At 74.4% G+C, this 14,637-nt stretch carries 12 protein-coding genes; 6 read left to right on the top strand and 6 right to left on the bottom strand.

Features of this window, described 5'->3' with window-relative positions; all coding sequences use genetic code 11:
- Window positions 1-74 precede the first annotated feature (74 nt).
- The 3 genes from HMPREF2883_RS15450 to HMPREF2883_RS05110 are packed head-to-tail and all read right to left on the bottom strand — an operon-like array spanning window position 75 to window position 3,738.
- A complete protein-coding gene (locus HMPREF2883_RS15450; RefSeq protein ID WP_256277341.1) occupies window positions 75-1,397 on the bottom strand; it encodes a hypothetical protein in 1,323 nt (440 codons plus the stop codon).
- Complete coding sequence (locus tag HMPREF2883_RS05115; RefSeq protein WP_070659354.1) at window positions 1,394-2,659, bottom strand: TadA family conjugal transfer-associated ATPase; 1,266 nt, start codon at window positions 2,657-2,659, stop codon at window positions 1,394-1,396. The genes HMPREF2883_RS15450 and HMPREF2883_RS05115 overlap by 4 nt, the downstream gene beginning before the upstream one ends.
- On the bottom strand, window positions 2,647-3,738 hold the full coding sequence (locus tag HMPREF2883_RS05110; protein WP_256277346.1) for a cellulose synthase operon protein YhjQ/BcsQ: 1,092 nt from the start codon (window positions 3,736-3,738) through the stop codon (window positions 2,647-2,649). Before HMPREF2883_RS05110 ends, HMPREF2883_RS05115 begins: the two co-directional genes overlap by 13 nt.
- Before the next feature lie 353 nt (window positions 3,739-4,091).
- Here HMPREF2883_RS05110 and HMPREF2883_RS05105 point away from each other — a divergent pair, with 353 nt between their 5' ends.
- Window positions 4,092-5,021 carry an HAD family hydrolase gene (locus HMPREF2883_RS05105; RefSeq protein ID WP_070659351.1) on the top strand — a complete coding sequence of 310 codons (930 nt, stop codon included), beginning with the start codon at window positions 4,092-4,094 and terminating at the stop codon, window positions 5,019-5,021.
- A 58-nt stretch (window positions 5,022-5,079) separates the two neighbouring features.
- On the opposite strand, the gene HMPREF2883_RS05100 is transcribed toward HMPREF2883_RS05105, so the two are convergent.
- Window positions 5,080-6,117 (bottom strand): Fic family protein, encoded by a 1,038-nt coding sequence (locus HMPREF2883_RS05100; protein ID WP_083313553.1) that lies wholly within the window; start codon window positions 6,115-6,117, stop codon window positions 5,080-5,082.
- Between the two features lie 124 nt (window positions 6,118-6,241).
- Between HMPREF2883_RS05100 and HMPREF2883_RS05095 the strand changes: the two genes are divergently transcribed.
- The 4 genes from HMPREF2883_RS05095 to HMPREF2883_RS05080 all read left to right on the top strand — a co-directional run bounded on the left by HMPREF2883_RS05095 (window position 6,242) and on the right by HMPREF2883_RS05080 (window position 11,263).
- Complete coding sequence (locus tag HMPREF2883_RS05095; RefSeq protein ID WP_256277339.1) at window positions 6,242-7,180, top strand: hypothetical protein; 939 nt, start codon at window positions 6,242-6,244, stop codon at window positions 7,178-7,180.
- Between the two features lie 93 nt (window positions 7,181-7,273).
- On the top strand, window positions 7,274-10,156 hold the full coding sequence (locus HMPREF2883_RS15445) for a hypothetical protein (protein WP_256277338.1): 2,883 nt from the start codon (window positions 7,274-7,276) through the stop codon (window positions 10,154-10,156).
- Window positions 10,149-10,940, top strand: coding sequence for an AzlC family ABC transporter permease (locus HMPREF2883_RS05085; protein WP_371080394.1), 792 nt, complete (start codon window positions 10,149-10,151; stop codon window positions 10,938-10,940). Before HMPREF2883_RS15445 ends, HMPREF2883_RS05085 begins: the two co-directional genes overlap by 8 nt.
- Window positions 10,940-11,263 (top strand): branched-chain amino acid transporter permease, encoded by a 324-nt coding sequence (locus tag HMPREF2883_RS05080; protein ID WP_070659345.1) that lies wholly within the window; start codon window positions 10,940-10,942, stop codon window positions 11,261-11,263. The genes HMPREF2883_RS05085 and HMPREF2883_RS05080 overlap by 1 nt, the downstream gene beginning before the upstream one ends.
- Here HMPREF2883_RS05080 and HMPREF2883_RS05075 read toward each other — a convergent pair.
- Window positions 11,244-12,038, bottom strand: coding sequence for a TMEM175 family protein (locus HMPREF2883_RS05075; RefSeq protein WP_070659341.1), 795 nt, complete (start codon window positions 12,036-12,038; stop codon window positions 11,244-11,246). The two genes, HMPREF2883_RS05080 and HMPREF2883_RS05075, sit on opposite strands and share 20 nt — an antisense overlap.
- Before the next feature lie 626 nt (window positions 12,039-12,664).
- Between HMPREF2883_RS05075 and HMPREF2883_RS05070 the strand changes: the two genes are divergently transcribed.
- Window positions 12,665-13,573, top strand: a complete 909-nt coding sequence (locus HMPREF2883_RS05070; RefSeq protein WP_070659339.1) for an alpha/beta fold hydrolase — start codon at window positions 12,665-12,667, stop codon at window positions 13,571-13,573.
- Window positions 13,574-13,681: 108 nt separating this feature from the next.
- On the opposite strand, the gene nth is transcribed toward HMPREF2883_RS05070, so the two are convergent.
- Window positions 13,682-14,452, bottom strand: a complete 771-nt coding sequence (gene nth / locus HMPREF2883_RS05065) for an endonuclease III (RefSeq protein WP_141759034.1) — start codon at window positions 14,450-14,452, stop codon at window positions 13,682-13,684.
- Window positions 14,453-14,637: the final 185 nt, after the last annotated feature.

Raw genomic sequence — 14,637 nt, 5'->3', positions numbered from 1 at the left:
TGCCAGGCCGCCGGGGGTCCGCGCACCTGAAAGGGCAGGAGTACCCGCTTGTGCGGGTATCGGACGGGGTGCCTTCACCTGGTGAGCATGCTCATGCCGACTGAGGCGACGACCGGCGCGATCCCCAGGATGACGAAGGCCGGCAGGTGGCAGGCGCCCAGCGGCAGGACCAGGCGCACCGCCAGGCGCTCGGCGGCCTCCTCGTCGCGGGCGTGCCGCCCCGCGCGCAGGCTCGCCGCCGTCGCCTCCAGGAGGGCGGCCGGCGAGGCACCGTCCTCCCAGCCGGGGCGCAGGCAGGACTCCAGGCGGGAGCGCCGCGCCCTCCACTGATCGTCCTCGGGCGCCTGCCAGGCCTCCTCCCACGGGGCTCCCAGCAGCAGGGCCCGCCCTACGACGCCGGCACCCTCCTCCTCCAGGGCATGGCCCAAGGCGGTCAGCACCCCGGGCACCGAGGCCCCGGCGCTCAGGGCGGCGGCGGCCAGGTCCAGGACCAGGGCCTCGTCGACGACGTCGCCCTCGGCGGTCGCGGCGCGGATGAGGCGCCTGGTCACCAGGTGCCCCACGACCATGAGCCCGATGCCCAGCGCCCCCACGGCGCTGCCGAGTCCGCCGTCGAGCAGGAGGGAGGCGGGGTCGGCGCCCACGAGCATCCCCAGTCCCAGGCCGACCACGGGCAGGCAGGCCAGGATCCGGGCGGTGCTGCGGGGACCGGCCAGGGCGGCCCGCCGGGAGGCCTCGGCGCGACCGGACTCGGCCACCCCGCCGGCCACGGTCTGGAGGATGTCGGCCAGGGGCGCCCCCAGGGCGGTCGACAGGCGGCAGGAGGCGATGGCGCCCACCGCCCCGGCGGCGGTGGCCCGCCGCTGCCGAGCCCGCCGCCCCCGCGAGGGCGGGCGCCAGTGCAGGTGCCCGCCACTCCATCGGGGCAGCCACGAGTCGTGCTGGAGGTTCGCGAGCGCGCGCAGCACGGGTGGGACGCCGTCCTCGTCGGGCTCGACGCCCTCGGTGAGGCCAGCGCGCAGGCAGGCGCGCGTCCAGGCCCGTTGCGCCGTTGCGCCGGCGCGCAGGAGGCTGGCGACCTCGGTGAGCAGCAGGCCGAGGTCCGGTTCGGGCGCCCCGGTGCGTCGGGAGCGCAGCGCGGCAAGCGCCGCCTGCCGCATCGGCGGGCGAGCCTGGGCCACGGGGGTGCCCGTGATCCAGCTGCGGGGCAGGCCTCGGCGGGCCGGCAGCAGGAGCACGGCGGCGGCCAGAGCGACCAGGACCGCCGCGATCCAGGCGCCGGGCACCAACCCGCCCGCCGACCCACCCAGCTGCCCGGCCAGGTGCCCGGCCGGGGGCAGGGGCGCGACGCCCACCGCCATGGAGGTCATGCCAGTCATGCAGGCCGTGCCGGTCATGTGGGTCTCCTCTCCCCCAGGCCCAGCTGTTCGTCGAGGTCAGTGCGGGCGAAGACCTGCGGGCCGACCCGCTCCCGCAGCGCTGATACGGCCGGGCCGGGGCTCAGGCGGCCGTCGCCCGTCACGTGCAGGGCCTCCTCACAGATGAGGACCGCTCCGGCCGGGGACGCCTCGCGCCGCAGCACGCCGATGGAGGCGACGTAGCGGCGTGCACCGGAGGCCCCGGCCTGCCGGCGCAGGTGGACGACGGCGTCGAGGGCGCTGGCCGCCTGGGCGGCGACGGCCGCCTCGTCGAGTCCCGCGAGCGCCCCCAGGGCGGTCAGGCGGGCGGGGACGTCGGCGGGCGAGTTGGCGTGGAGGGTGGCCCAGCCGCCCTCATGCCCGGTGTTGAGGGCGGTGAGGACGTCGCGCACCTCGGGGCCACGGCACTCGCCCAGGACGATCCGGTCGGGCCGCATGCGCAGGGCGGTGCGCACCAGGGAGGTCATGGAGACCGCCCCGACGCCCTGGACGTTGGCGCCGCGCTCCTGGAGGTGGACGACGTGGGGGTGATCGGGGCGCAGCTCGCTGGCCTCCTCGATGCACACGATGCGCTCGGTGGCCGGGACGAGTGAGAGCAGAGCGGCCAGGAGGGTGGTCTTGCCGGTGCCGGTGGCGCCGGTGACCAGGCAGCTGGCGCGGCCGGTCACGAGGGCGGCCAGGACCTCGTCCAGGCCGGGGGCGATCGTGCCGGCGGTGGTGAGCTCGTCCAGGGTGAAGCCGCGGCGGCGCTTGGTGCGCAGGCTGATGAGGGTGCCGTCGGCGCTCAGGGGCGGCAGGACCGCGTTGAGGCGGGTTCCGTCGGGCAAGGTGGCGTCGACGACGGGGCAGGCGTCGTCGAGGCGCTTGTGGGCGGAGGCGGCCATGCGCACGGCCAGGGCCCGCACCTCGGGCTCGTCCATGGTCGCCTCGGGGACGGGTTCGAGGCCGTGTCCCCGGTCGATCCAGGTGCGCCCGCCGCTGACGAGGACGTCGGTGACGCCGTCGGTCTCGATGAGGGGCTGGAGGAGCGGCCCGGCGCCGTCGACGTCGGCACGCACCCGCTGGCCCAGGCGCGCCATCCCCACCTGTCCGGTGGCGGGGGCGGCGGCGTCGTTGAGGGCCTCCTCCAGGGCGACGCCGCGGGCCAGGGCGCTGCGGACGCGGGCCAGCTCGGGGCCGTCTGTCCCGGTCCCGCCGGAAGAACCGGGAACTCTAGGCTGATCGGGACTCACCGGGACCATGACTGCCTCCTCGACTGATGGCCTGACTGGTTTGCTGGCTGGTTCGCTGACCGGCTCGCTGAGCAGCTCCCCGGCGTCGTGGCATCGGCGAGCCGGGGCAGTAGCTCCCTGGCCAGGGAGCCGGCGGCGCGCCTGATGGCCGAGCGGGCCCGCACCGGGTCCTCCCCGAGGGCCACCCGCTTGGCCAGGACCCGGTCGGTGGGGACCTGCCCCAGGACCGGGCAGCCGGTGATGAGCTCGAGGTCCTCGGCGACGACGTCCTCACCCACCTGGCGCGCCACGAGCCAGACCGGTACCCCCGCAGCGGTGTCGGCGGTCTGGACGACGGCGGCCTCAGCGTCGGCGGCCTGGGCAGCGGCGGGCGCCGTGCCTCGCAGTCGCGAGGCGATGCTCTCGGCGGCCACGGCCGAGCGCAGGTCGAGCCCGGTAAGGATGAGGACCCCGGCGCCCGGGGGCGGGGGCGCCCCTCGGGGCAGGTCCACCAGCACGACGTCGTGCTCGGCCCGCATCGCCTCCAGGACCGCCTCCGCGCAGGGCAGGGGGCCTCCGCGCACGTCCCCGGTGAGGACCGGCATGGCGTGCCACACGGGCAGGGCCCCGACGAAGTGGCCGGGTCGGAAGGCCGACTCCTCGGCCGGCAGGTCCGCCCAGCGCAGCCCGGTCAGGACGCTCTGCCCGCACAGGAGGTCCAGGCCGCCGGTGGGGTCGAGGTCCATCATCGCTACCCGCCTGCCCGCGCGGCCCAGCGCCCATGCCAGGTGCAGCAGCAGGACACTGGTCCCCAGTCCCCCGCGGGCGCCGGTGACGGCCAGGACCTGGGCGGCGCGGCCCGAGCCCGTCGCCCCTTCCCCCGCCTGCGCCTCACCACCGGGCTGCGCAGGCCGGCCGGCGGTGGGTCTCAGGGGAGGGAAGGAGACGTCCCGGCCGTCCCACACCGGCCTGCGCCCCATCGCCGGCCTGACCCGGGTTGCCCGCGTCGCCTTGGCCCCCCCCGTCGCCTCCGACGTCGGGTCCTTCTCCCCCGGCTCCGGTTGTCCCCTGCCGTCCCCCGCGGGAACGGGCGTCTGCCTCACGGGCATCCTCACCGGCATCGTCCTCTCCTCACACATGTCTCGACGTTGTCCCGCGCCCTTCCCCGCGGCCTGTCAGCCGTTCCCACGGCCGTTGCCACAGCCGCCCTCTTGGTTCCCCGGCCGGCGCCCTGTATGGCGGTACCGCGGTGCCGCAGGCGACTCCCCACCAGGGTGGGGGCCCGCCTGCGGCTGCGCCCGGCGGCGGCGTCAGGCCTGTGGAGACGGGTCGCAAAATCGGGCCTGTGGCCCCGCGTCCGCCGCGAAGGGCTGCGGCCGATCGGGAGCCGGCGGTGATGACGGAGGCAACCGCGGAGCTGACACGCCTGACACCGGCGGTCCCCTCATGATGAGATGGGTCCATGAGCGCGCAGGACCGCGCAAGCGTCCCCTCCCAACAGCCAGCGACGTCACCGGTGACGGCACCGACCGCCCCACCGGGGGCGTCGGAGCGCCCCCCTGCCGGCCCGCCCCCCACCGGGCACCGCGCGGCGGCCTACTTCGATTTGGACAAGACGATCCTGGCGAGGTCGTCGACCTGGGCGCTGGGCACCCCGATGCGACGCAGCGGCCTCATCTCCTCCCGCGCCCTGGCCCACGGGCTCATCGCCCAGATTCCCTACCTCCTAGTGGGCGCCGGCTCCCAGCGCTCCAGCAGCCTCATGGAGCACCTGGCCCTCATGTCCGCCGGTATCAGCCGCCGGGACCTGGTGGAGGTCGTGGAGGGCGCCCTGACCACGGCCATCGAGCCGGCCGTCTACGCCGAGGCCCTCGACCTCATCGAGGGCCACCACCGGGCCGGGCACGACGTCGTCGTGGTCTCGGCCTCCATCACCGAGATGGTCGCCCCCATCGCCCGTCTCGTCGGGGCCGACCGGGCCGTGGCCACCCACATGGAGGTCGGTGAGGACGGCCTGTTCACCGGGCGCATCTCCCGCTCCATGCTGCACTCGGAGAAGGTGGTGGCGCTGCGCGAGGACGCCGCCGCCCACGGCATCGACCCGTCCCGGTGCTGGGCCTACTCCGACTCCATCTCCGATGAGCCGATGCTCAGCGCCGTCGGCCACCCGGTCGCAGTCAACCCCGATAGGGACCTGCGGCGCCTGGCGCAGGAGCGGGACTGGCCGGTGCGCGACTTCGCCCGCCCGGTGCGGCTGCGGCCGCGCTGGGAGCCACCGAGCCTGTCGACCCGCGCCTCGATCATCGCCCACGTGGCCGGCGTGCTGGTCGTCGGGGGAACCGCCGCCTGGCTCATGGCCCGACGCGGCCCGCGCAGCACGCGCGGCATCTGAGTCCTCCGGCCGGGCGCCGAGCCGGGCTCGCCCCGAGTTCGCCCGGCCCGCCCCGGGATCAGCCGGCCCGCCAGGTGCCGGCCTGCACCGCCCGGCACAGGCGCTGGGCCTCCTGAACCCCCGCGAGCACCGCCTCGGCCTGCCACACCACCCAGGCCACGACCCCGTCCATGGTGCCCGAGGCGTAGGCCCCGGCGGCCTCGGCGTAGGCCGCCGGCACCCGCCCGGGGTAGAGGTCGGTGACCGCCGTGCCGGTCGGCTCAACCCCGTCATGCACTAGGAGGTGACGCACGAGCAGCCTCCCCACTGCGGCGTTCCCGGCGGTGAAGGGACGCGCTGCCAGCATCTCGGCGTGCACGACGGCCGCCCGCACCAGCGCCGGTACCCGCTGCGCCTCGATGAGATCGATCAACCCCGCCAGTCTCACCGCCAGCTCCTCACCCTGCGGCGCATCCCCCGGACCGCCCTCCCGGGCACGCACCTGCCCGGCGCGTGGCACGCCGACCTCCCCCAGCCCCACCCGGCCGCCGGACGCCAGGGGGCCGACGACGTCGCGGTGCAGCGCCGCCAGCAGCGAGCGCGCCGGGGGCACCGCCGGCCGTCCCCGCCCCACCAGGTCCGGCATCCAGCTCACCAGGCGGGTCCCGGCGCGCCACAGCCCGGCCACGGCATCCAGGCCAGGGTCACCGGTGGCGGCCTGGGTGAGGGCTCCGGCGGCCACCTGCCCGCGCAGCACCTCGGCGGAGACCACCGCCCCCTCGACGCCGCCCGAGGCGATGGCGCCCCGGATCGCGGCCTCGGCGCGGGCCTCTCGCCACCGGCGCCGCAGGGCCTCGTTCCAGCGCAGCTCGGAACAGGCCTCACGCACCGCCGCCTCGGCGGCGCGCACCCGCTCGTCGGCGGCCACGGCCCTGAGCGCCTCCAGCGCAGGATCCTCGGGCGAGGGGGCGCCGTCGGCGGGCGAGCCAGCCGCCGCGCCTGCACCGACCCCACCGGTATTCGACCCTCCGGTCGACACGCCGGGCCGGCCCGCCACACCCTGACCTCCGGGCCTCCTCAGACCGCCCGGCTCCGACGGCCCGATTCCCACCGACATTCGCACCACGCCCCCACTGTGGCACACCGCGGTCACCGCTGGCCACAGGCACCGTCAGTCGGCCTGAGGCCCCGCATCCCGACGAAACCAGCACGAGGCGAGCGCACCCCCTAGACTCGATCAGGTGAGTGACTCCCCCTCCCATCACGCCCCGGGCTCCGGCCCGCCGCCCGCGACCCCTGGAGCATCGGGTCGGCCACCGCGCAGTCGCCGCCCCGACTACGTGCTCACCGCCGTCGTCGGAGTCCTCTTCGCCCTGGGTGCCTCCGCCCTCCTGGGCCTGACCGCCGGCCAGACCTCGGTACTGCGCACCGGCCTGCTGCTCGGCGCTCTCCTGCTGCTCTCCTCGGCCGCCGCCGTGCTGTTCGCCAGTCGCTCCTCGCTGGGCGCGCTCGCCACAGGGCTGACCGCGCTGACCGCCCAGTCGATGGTCTTCCTGGCTCCCATTCACGCGGCCTCCTTGACCGAGCCCTGGCTGCAGCGGCTCGTCAGCACTGGTTTCATGCTGGTCCTGGCGGGCCTGTGGCTGGGCGGCTCCTGGGGGATGCGCCTGGCCCGCCGCGCCGGCCAGGCCCAGGGGCATGCCGCCTTCCGCCTCACCGAGGCCGACCGGACCGTGGGCTCCACTCCGACGCCGCCGCCTTCGCGCCGTCGCGATCACCTCCTGTCCCTGCCCTGGGTCATCGGCGGGCTGGCGCTGGCGGCCTTCCTGCTGCCGCGCGCCTACCTGCGGGCAGTCGCCCCCGGTGTCCAGACCGGGCCGCTGCTGCTGGCGGCCGTCCTCGTCTCCTTCCTGGCCCTGGCCGCAGCCGGCGCCTCAACGGCCCACTCCACCCTCGGTGCGCGCGTGACCGGCCCCGTTCTCGTTCTTGCGGCGGTGCCCGCGCTCAGTAACGATATGATCCCTGGCGGCCATCTGGTCTCCAGGCTCCTGCCGTACGGCCCGAACGCCGTCGTGCTCGCCGCCACCGGCATCGAGCTCATGGCGATCGGCTGGGGGGCACATGTGGCTCGCCGGCAGGGCCGTGCCAACGCGCTGGCCAGGCTGCGATCCGGCGTCTGAGGGTCCCATGCCCGACTCCGTGTCCCGGAGTTGACTGGTCCCTTCCGGTATCCCCGCCCCTACTACTACCGTGTGCATGCGTAAGGAGACCTCGTGAGCACCGACAACACAGACCGCACCGCGCCGCAGGCACCACCCGCCCCCTCCGACGACGTCGCCCCGTCCTCAAAGGCGGCGTCGACACCCACAACGCGGACACCGGCCACGGATCCCCGTTCGGGAGAGGCGACGGTCAACCTGGCCGATGAGGCGCTGGGCTCGGCCTCCCTCGCGAGCCTCGTCGGCAAGGTCACCCAGGTCTCCCAGGCCGCCTCTCCCACGCCTCGGGCAACGGCGGCCCAGGACGGCGAGGCCGCTCCGGTCAGTGCCGCTGACGCCGATGAGGCAGAGACGGCCGATGACGGGGCCGGCGAGGCAGGGGCAGCGGCCGCTGACGACGAGGCCGACACCTTGAACCTCCGCGAGCAGGCGCCCTTCGCCGCCTCCGGGAGCCGCGCCGCCCAGGCCGTCGAAACCGTCAAGACCGCCGCCAAGGCTGCCGCGAACCCCGCCCGGGTGGTCGCCGGCACAACCACGGACACAGCCGATGAAGCGGCTGAGGACACCGGCGCTCCTTCCGAGGAGCCGACGTCCTTGGTGCACCAGTACCCTCACGGCGGAGACCTCCCGGCCGACCGCCCCGTCCAGGCCCCGTTGCGTCCCACCGTCGACGACGCAGTCGTGGAGACGGCCGTCAGGACCACTGCGGCCAATGGCATGCCACGGTCGATTCCGCCGTCGTCGGAGCCCGGCGAGGTGGAGGAGAAGCCGGCACCGGTCGCCGACGCAGCCCAGGCCACCACGGAGGCCACGACCGAGCCGGCGGCCCCCGAGGTCGCCGGCGCCCCGAAGGCCCGTGCTGAGACTGTTGAGGCCGGCACCACCCAGGTCGCCGTACAGACCACGGCGCCCACGGCTCCTGAGTCCACCCGCCCCGAGGAGCCTCAGGACTCGGCCGCCACAGCCGCTACGCCTCCAGCAGCCACCGCAGCTACCGCCAACAGCACGACCAGCACAGCCAGCACAGCCAGCACGACCGCAGCCCTCAGCAACTCCGCCGGCTCCGCCCCGGAGGCGCCCTCGCCCGCCGCGGTGGACGACGAGGACGAGGCCCCGGCAGTGAGCACCGAGCCCACCCGTCAGCCGGCAGGCGCACCGGACACCCGGCCAGTCGGCCGGCCGATCAGCCATCCGGCCAGCCAGCCGACCACAGCATCCGCCGCAGTGCCGACGACAGCGGCCGCGGACAGTCAGGGACGCGCGCCCGCGGCCGACACCGCCGAGGCTCCCGCGGCGCCGCAGAGCCTCATCGAGACTGAGGACTTCGAGGACTTCGAAGACCTTGAAGAGTTCGATGACTCCGAGGACTCGTCCCTGCCGGAGGAGCCCACCGGGACCGATGACCTCGACGCCCCTGAGGCGGAGGCCGACCTCGCCCCCGCGTCCCCGGCGATTCCCACCCCCGTGACCGGTTCCCCCGCCGTGAGGGCCGTACCCGTCTCGGTGGCCACCGGTGCGGCCCGGGCCGCGAACGAGATCACGGGCACCACCCCGCAGACCCCCTCCACCGCAACCGGCACCACGGATGACGCGGCGGGCGTGGACGACACTGACAACACCAATATCGACGACACCGACGACATCAAGGACTTCGACGGCGAGCTCGACGCGGACAACGACGAGGCCAGCGAGGCCGGTGAGGCCAAGCAGGTGGCCGGGACCGACGAGGAGATCGAGGACGATGCTCAGAACGTGACCGAGAACGCTGTCGAGGAGGCTGCGCAGCCGGCAGCCGCCTCGGTGCCCGTCTCGACAGCCGCCGTCGATGACCGTGAGGACGATGAGGACGTCGACGACACCGATGACGGCTTCGTGCCCGTTGAGGCTCCCGCCACCCCTGCGGCCTTCCCGGCCTCCTCCGTGCCGTCAGCGGCCCCGGCGGCGCCGGCCACCCCGTCACCATCAATGACGTCTCCGGCCGAGCCGGAGGCACCGGAGTCAGCGGCCCCGGCGGCGCCGGTGAGCGCTGCGGCGGACAACCGCCCCTCGGCCCCGTCCTGGCCGGCGACCCCCGCGGCCCAGCTGGCCCGGACGGGCTCCGCCGCCAGCGCCCCCTCGGCGCGTTCCACCGAGTCGGCGCCCCGAGCCGTCTCGTCCCCGTACATCGAGCTCTCCGACCTCCACCCCGAAGCCCCCGCCTCCGCGAGCGCCCGGGACTACCGCCCGACGCCGGCGGCCTCGCCGTCGGCCCCCTCTCCGCAGCAGACGCCCGACTGGTTCCCAACCGCCCCCACCGCCCGGGGACTGTCCGCGAGCGCCGACGCCGGGCAGAGTGACGACCCGGAGGAGCGCGGCCGCTCGCGGGCCCGGCAGGCCGCCATGGCCATGACCGGTGCCGACGAGGATGACGACTCCATCCTCCTCAGGGGCGCCAGCGCGCTGAGCGCCCCGGGCTCGCGCGTCGAGACCCACTGGGCCGGGGTGCTCGTCGCCATCGTCCTGTTCCCTCTGGCCTGGTTCCTCGTGCACGACGGCGCCGCCACCCTGACCGGTGGCAACCCCTCGGCCTGGCCGGCGGCCGCCTCCCCGATGGGCGCGCTGGAGATCCTGGGTGGGACCGCGGCCTGCGCCGCCGCCCTGTTCATGATCTCGCGCTCCTCGCTGGGGGCCTTCGTCGTCGGCGCCATCAGCACGGTCATCGGTCTGCCCTTCATCCTCACGCCGGGGGTCACCAAGTCGATCCTGGGGCCCACGGTCGATCGGCTCCAGGCTCACTCCGACCTGGGCAAGGCCCTGTCCACCTACGTCATGGACGACGGCCTCTCCGGCCGCTTCATCCTCATGGGCGTGCTCACAATCATGGTCGCCGTCGTCGCCCACCTGGCTCGCCGGGCCGGGCAGCGCAAGCAGGACGACGTCCGCGGCCCGCGTGACTGAGCCCGACGCCGCCCCGACGCCCGCCGGGACGGAAGGGACAGGGGCGCCGTCGGCTCGACGGATGCAGACCCTCGCCGATGCGGCCCGTGACGCGGTGCCGATCGTCGTCGGATACGTGACGCTGGGGCTGGCGGCCGGGATGCTGCTGGTCGCCGAGGGCCTGGCCTGGTGGTGGGCGCCGGTGTGGAGCCTGGTCATCTACTCCGGGACCATGCAGATGCTGCTGGTGCCGCTGGCCGGTGGCGGCGAGCCGCTGGCGACCATCGCCCTGTCCACCGGTTTCGTCTCGGGCCGGCACGTCTTCTACGGGTTGGGCTTCCCCCTGGAGCGGGTGCGGGGCAGGGCGCTCACGCGCCTCTACGCCGTCCACGCGATCACCGACGAGGTCTACGCGCTGCTGGCGGCGCGCGACCGGAGGGCCATGAGCGGGCGCTACCTGGTGGGCGTGGAGGCGATCAGCCACGCCTCCTGGGTGTCGGGCACGACCGTCGGGGCGCTGGCCGGGACGGCGCTGGCCTCCGCGGTGGGTGAGCGCATCGAGCTGCTCGGCTTCGTTCTCACGTCCCTGTTCGTGGTCCTGGCCATCGAGAACTGGCGCAACCACCCCGATATCGGGGTGCTGCGCGTGGGGCTGGTGGCCGGCGGGATCGGCCTGGCGGTCGGTGGTTCGGCGGCGCTGCTGACCGCGCTGGTGATCCTCGCCGTCGGCCTGGTGGGGCTGTACGCCTGGCGCGGCCGCCGCCCCGGGACGAGCGCGCCGGAGCCGGGGCGGAGGGCCGACTGATGCTCACCAACCCGCAGATCGCGGTCGCCGTCGTGGTCGTTACCGTCATTACCTTCGTGTGCCGGATCGCGCCCTTCGTGCTGCTGCGCGGGCGTCAGGACAGTGCGCTGCTGGCCTTCCTGTCCCGGGCGATGCCGCTGGGGGTCATGATCGTCCTGGTGGCCTACACGCTGGGCGAGGTGAGCCTGTCGCCGTCGAGCTGGCTGCCGGCCGCCTGCGGGATCGGGGCGACGGCGGGCCTGCACCTGTGGCGGCGCTCCATCGGGCTGTCACTCATCGGCGGCACCGGCGTATACGTGGCCCTCAGCCTCCTGCTGGGCTGACCCGCCGCGGCCGGTGGCCGACCATGTAGAAGACGATGAGGGCCACGTAGGTGGCCACGCTCAACCAGGCGCTGACCAGCCCCAGCAGCGCGGCCAGTGCGTACAGCCACGGCCCCATCGCGAAGCGCCGGGTCATGGACCGCACCTCCGCCTCGGAGACCCACGGTCGCAGTCGGCTGCGGTCCCGGATGGATGCTCGCCACAGGGCGTTGAAGAACAACCCGCCGACCACCATGACCATCCCGTAGAAGACGGCGCCCGTGCGCTCGTCGTGGCCGGACTCCAGGGACCGGGTGATCACCGAGGTGGCGAAGGGTAGGAAGGCGACGTCGAGCAGGAGGAAGAGGTTGCAGATGAGCATCCACTGGTCGACGCTGCACACTCGCACGAAGATGGCGTGATGGTTGAGCCAGACCTGCCCCACCAGGAGGAAGCTGAGGACGAATCCCACGTAGCTGGGCCACAGGGAGGCGAGGGAGTGCAGGAGGCTCCCGCCGTCGTCGGGCAGCTTGATCTCCAGGCTCAGCAGGGTGATGGCGATGGCGATGACCCCGTCGCTGAAGGCCTCCAAGCGGCCGGTCGTCATGAGCCCCGGCCCGTCCTCTCCTCCAGTGCCGCCGGCCCCGGCGGCCGCCCCCTCCTCGGGAGCCGGGTCGGCGACAGTGTCTGAGGCCGCGACATCCGCGTGCGCACAGCCACAGGAGTCAGTGCCAAGGCCCTCGGCGAGGTCATCGGCGGAGCCATCACCCGAGTCATGGCGGCGCTGGGCAGTCATTCCTTCCCCTTCCCTCCGCGATCAGCAGCGACATCGAGCCCGACCTCCAGCTCCAGCACGGCTCCGGGAGCCGGTTCGTCCCGCTGCGTGTCCGAATCGGTGACAAAGAGGATATCCAGACGCTCGCACTATTACCTGAACCGCGGAATCATGCGGTTTTCTTTCCTTGTTCTCCGCCTCGTCGCGGCCTTTGTCTCCGTTTTGGACATTCCCTGCCTCCGGCGGCGTCGTGGACGCACGGGAGAGGGGCGGAGACGGCGCACCGCCGGGGACGGGTCGCATCGAGGACTGTCTGTCTCCACAGACGGGGACATCCTGCGCCGTCGGGGACATTCCGGTACCGACGGGGACACTCGACGCCGTCAGGGACCGGATTCCTGTCCCCGAACGCGCGTCCTGTCCCCGCCCGGGACGACACGCACCCGGCCGCGTGGAATGTCCCCACCCACCCGAGAACGTCCCCCGCGGGTGCCCCTGGGGCGGTGCAGGACGACGTGGGCGGTGCAAGGCGACCCGCGGGCAGTGCCAGGCGCCCCCTCTCCGCCGCGGGCGCCCATGCGAGCACTACCGGCCGACCCTCGGACGTCTCGTCGCCGGTACGGGGCGCCGACCAGTAGGCTGCGGGTGTGCCTGTTGACGTCAACCGCCCCGGCCCCTGGACCCACCGCAACCTCACCGCCCGCGGCACCCGTTTCCATGTCGCGCTGGCGGGCCCCGAGGCCCCGGCCGGAGCCGGCCCCCTCACCCTCCTGGTGCACGGCTTCCCCGAGTGCTGGTGGACCTGGCGCCACGTCATCCCCGCCCTGGCGCAGGCCGGGCACCGCGTGGCGGCTCTCGACCTGCGCGGCTTCGGCGGCTCGGACCAGCCGCCGTCGGGCTATGACCTGGTGACGCTTGCCCAGGACCTGGCCGCCGTGGTCCGGTCCCTGGGACACGAGCGGGCCGTGGTCGTCGGCGCGGGGCTCGGCGGCCAGGTCGCCTGGGCGCTGCCGCGCCTTGCCCCGGACCTGACGACGGCGATCGTCCCGGTCGGCGCCCCCCACCCGCTCGCGCTGCGCTCACTGCGAGCCCGGGCGCTGTCCGGGCCGGCGCTGCAGTACGTGAGCCTGCGGATCCCGGGGCTGGCCGAGCGCCGCCTGCGCAGCCGCAGCGCCCTGGAGGGCCTGCTGCGCTCCTGGGCCGGGCCGCACACGCGCGAGGCGGTGGCCGAGGAGGCTCCCTACTATGCCGAGCTCCTGTCCCGACCCGGCGCCGCCCGCAGCGCCCTGGAGCCGCTGCGCAACCTCGTGCTGTCCCGGGCGGAGACTGCGGCCCTGGACAAGCCGGTGACGGTGCCCGTCCTGTCGGTGCAGGGCGAGCTCGACCCGGTCCAGCCCGCCCAGGCCTACGCGCGCGACACCCACCGCGTAGCCGGCAACCTGCGTCAGGTGACGGTCCACCGCTCCGGCCACTTCCCTCAGGAGGAGACCCCGGCCGGGTTCGTCCGGGCCCTGCTGCCCTTCCTGGCCGACGTCGCCCCACCCGCCTCCGCCTGATGCCGCGAGCCGGGCATTTTTCGCGTAGCCCAACCGTATTTCTGTTGGGCTACGCGAAAAATGCCCGGCTCGGCGTCGACCTAACGTCGGCCTGCACAGGCTCGGCCCTCAAACGCCCACCTGCGGGCACAACCCGGCCTCGAGCAGTGTGCACTGGCCGCAGCGGGGCGAGCGGGCCGAGCACACCTGGCGCCCATGCTCGATGAGCCGGTGGCAGCCGTCGGTCCAGCGCCACGGCTCCCACAGGGCCGCAATGTCCTTCTCCACGCGCAGCGGGTCCTTCGACGTCGTCCACCCCAGGCGGCGCGAGAGCCTGCCCACGTGGGTGTCCACGGTGATGGCGGGCCGGCCGAAAGCGTTGCCGAGCACGACATTGGCGGTCTTGCGCCCCACTCCCGGCAAGGCCACGAGCTCCTCGCGGCTGCGCGGGACCCGCCCCTCGAAGCGCTCGGTGAGTGCCTGACCGATGCCGAGCAGGTGGCCGGCCTTGGCGCGCTGGAAGCCGAGCGGCCGCAGGATCGCCTCGAGGTCCTCGCGCCGGGCGGCTCCCAGGGCGGCGGGGTCGGGGTAGTGCTCGAAGAGCTCGGGGGTGACCGTGTTGACGCGCGCGTCAGTGGTCTGGGCCGACAGGACGGTGGCCACGAGCAGCTGGAAGGGGCCGTCGTGGTCCAGGGCGCAGGCGGCGTCGGGGTAGAGGGTCATGAGCTCATCGTCGACGGCGCCCGCGTGCCGGGCCGTCTCGGTCGTCAGCGCCGTCTCGGCAACCCCGGGCGCAGCCCCGACCGCCCCCACCACCTCGGCCCCAGCGGTCCCGCTACTCACTGCCCTGCGCACTGTGTCCTCTCTCCGCGATCTCATCGGCGGCACCACCAGCACCACCCGCGCCGGAGGGTTCCTCCTGCGAGCCCCGGTCCGCCTCTGAGCGGGTCGTCCCCCGCAAACCGCCATTGCAGTCGATCCCGCCGCCTGCCCGCAACCTCACGGATGGGACCGTGTCGCACGACGCACCCGATGTTGCTCACTTCCCTTTGACCTGCAACACACGGGGGCTACAATGCTCGACG

The sequence above is a fragment of the Actinomyces sp. HMSC075C01 genome, assembly GCF_001812965.1.
Classification (GTDB): domain Bacteria; phylum Actinomycetota; class Actinomycetes; order Actinomycetales; family Actinomycetaceae; genus Actinomyces; species Actinomyces acetigenes.
Note: the sequence above shows the minus strand (reverse complement) of the source record. Positions and strands in the feature narration are given on the sequence as shown.

Coding starts and splice junctions, on each gene's coding strand:
- HMPREF2883_RS05075 (WP_070659341.1), bottom strand. CDS start 12,038: ATGACTGCCCAGCGCCGCCATGACTCGGGTGATGGCTCCGCCGATGAC.
- HMPREF2883_RS05100 (WP_083313553.1), bottom strand. CDS start 6,117: ATGTCGGTGGGAATCGGGCCGTCGGAGCCGGGCGGTCTGAGGAGGCCC.
- HMPREF2883_RS15450 (WP_256277341.1), bottom strand. CDS start 1,397: ATGACCGGCACGGCCTGCATGACTGGCATGACCTCCATGGCGGTGGGC.
- HMPREF2883_RS05105 (WP_070659351.1), top strand. CDS start 4,092: ATGAGCGCGCAGGACCGCGCAAGCGTCCCCTCCCAACAGCCAGCGACG.
- HMPREF2883_RS05110 (WP_256277346.1), bottom strand. CDS start 3,738: ATGCCCGTGAGGCAGACGCCCGTTCCCGCGGGGGACGGCAGGGGACAA.
- HMPREF2883_RS05115 (WP_070659354.1), bottom strand. CDS start 2,659: ATGGTCCCGGTGAGTCCCGATCAGCCTAGAGTTCCCGGTTCTTCCGGC.
- HMPREF2883_RS05080 (WP_070659345.1), top strand. CDS start 10,940: ATGCTCACCAACCCGCAGATCGCGGTCGCCGTCGTGGTCGTTACCGTC.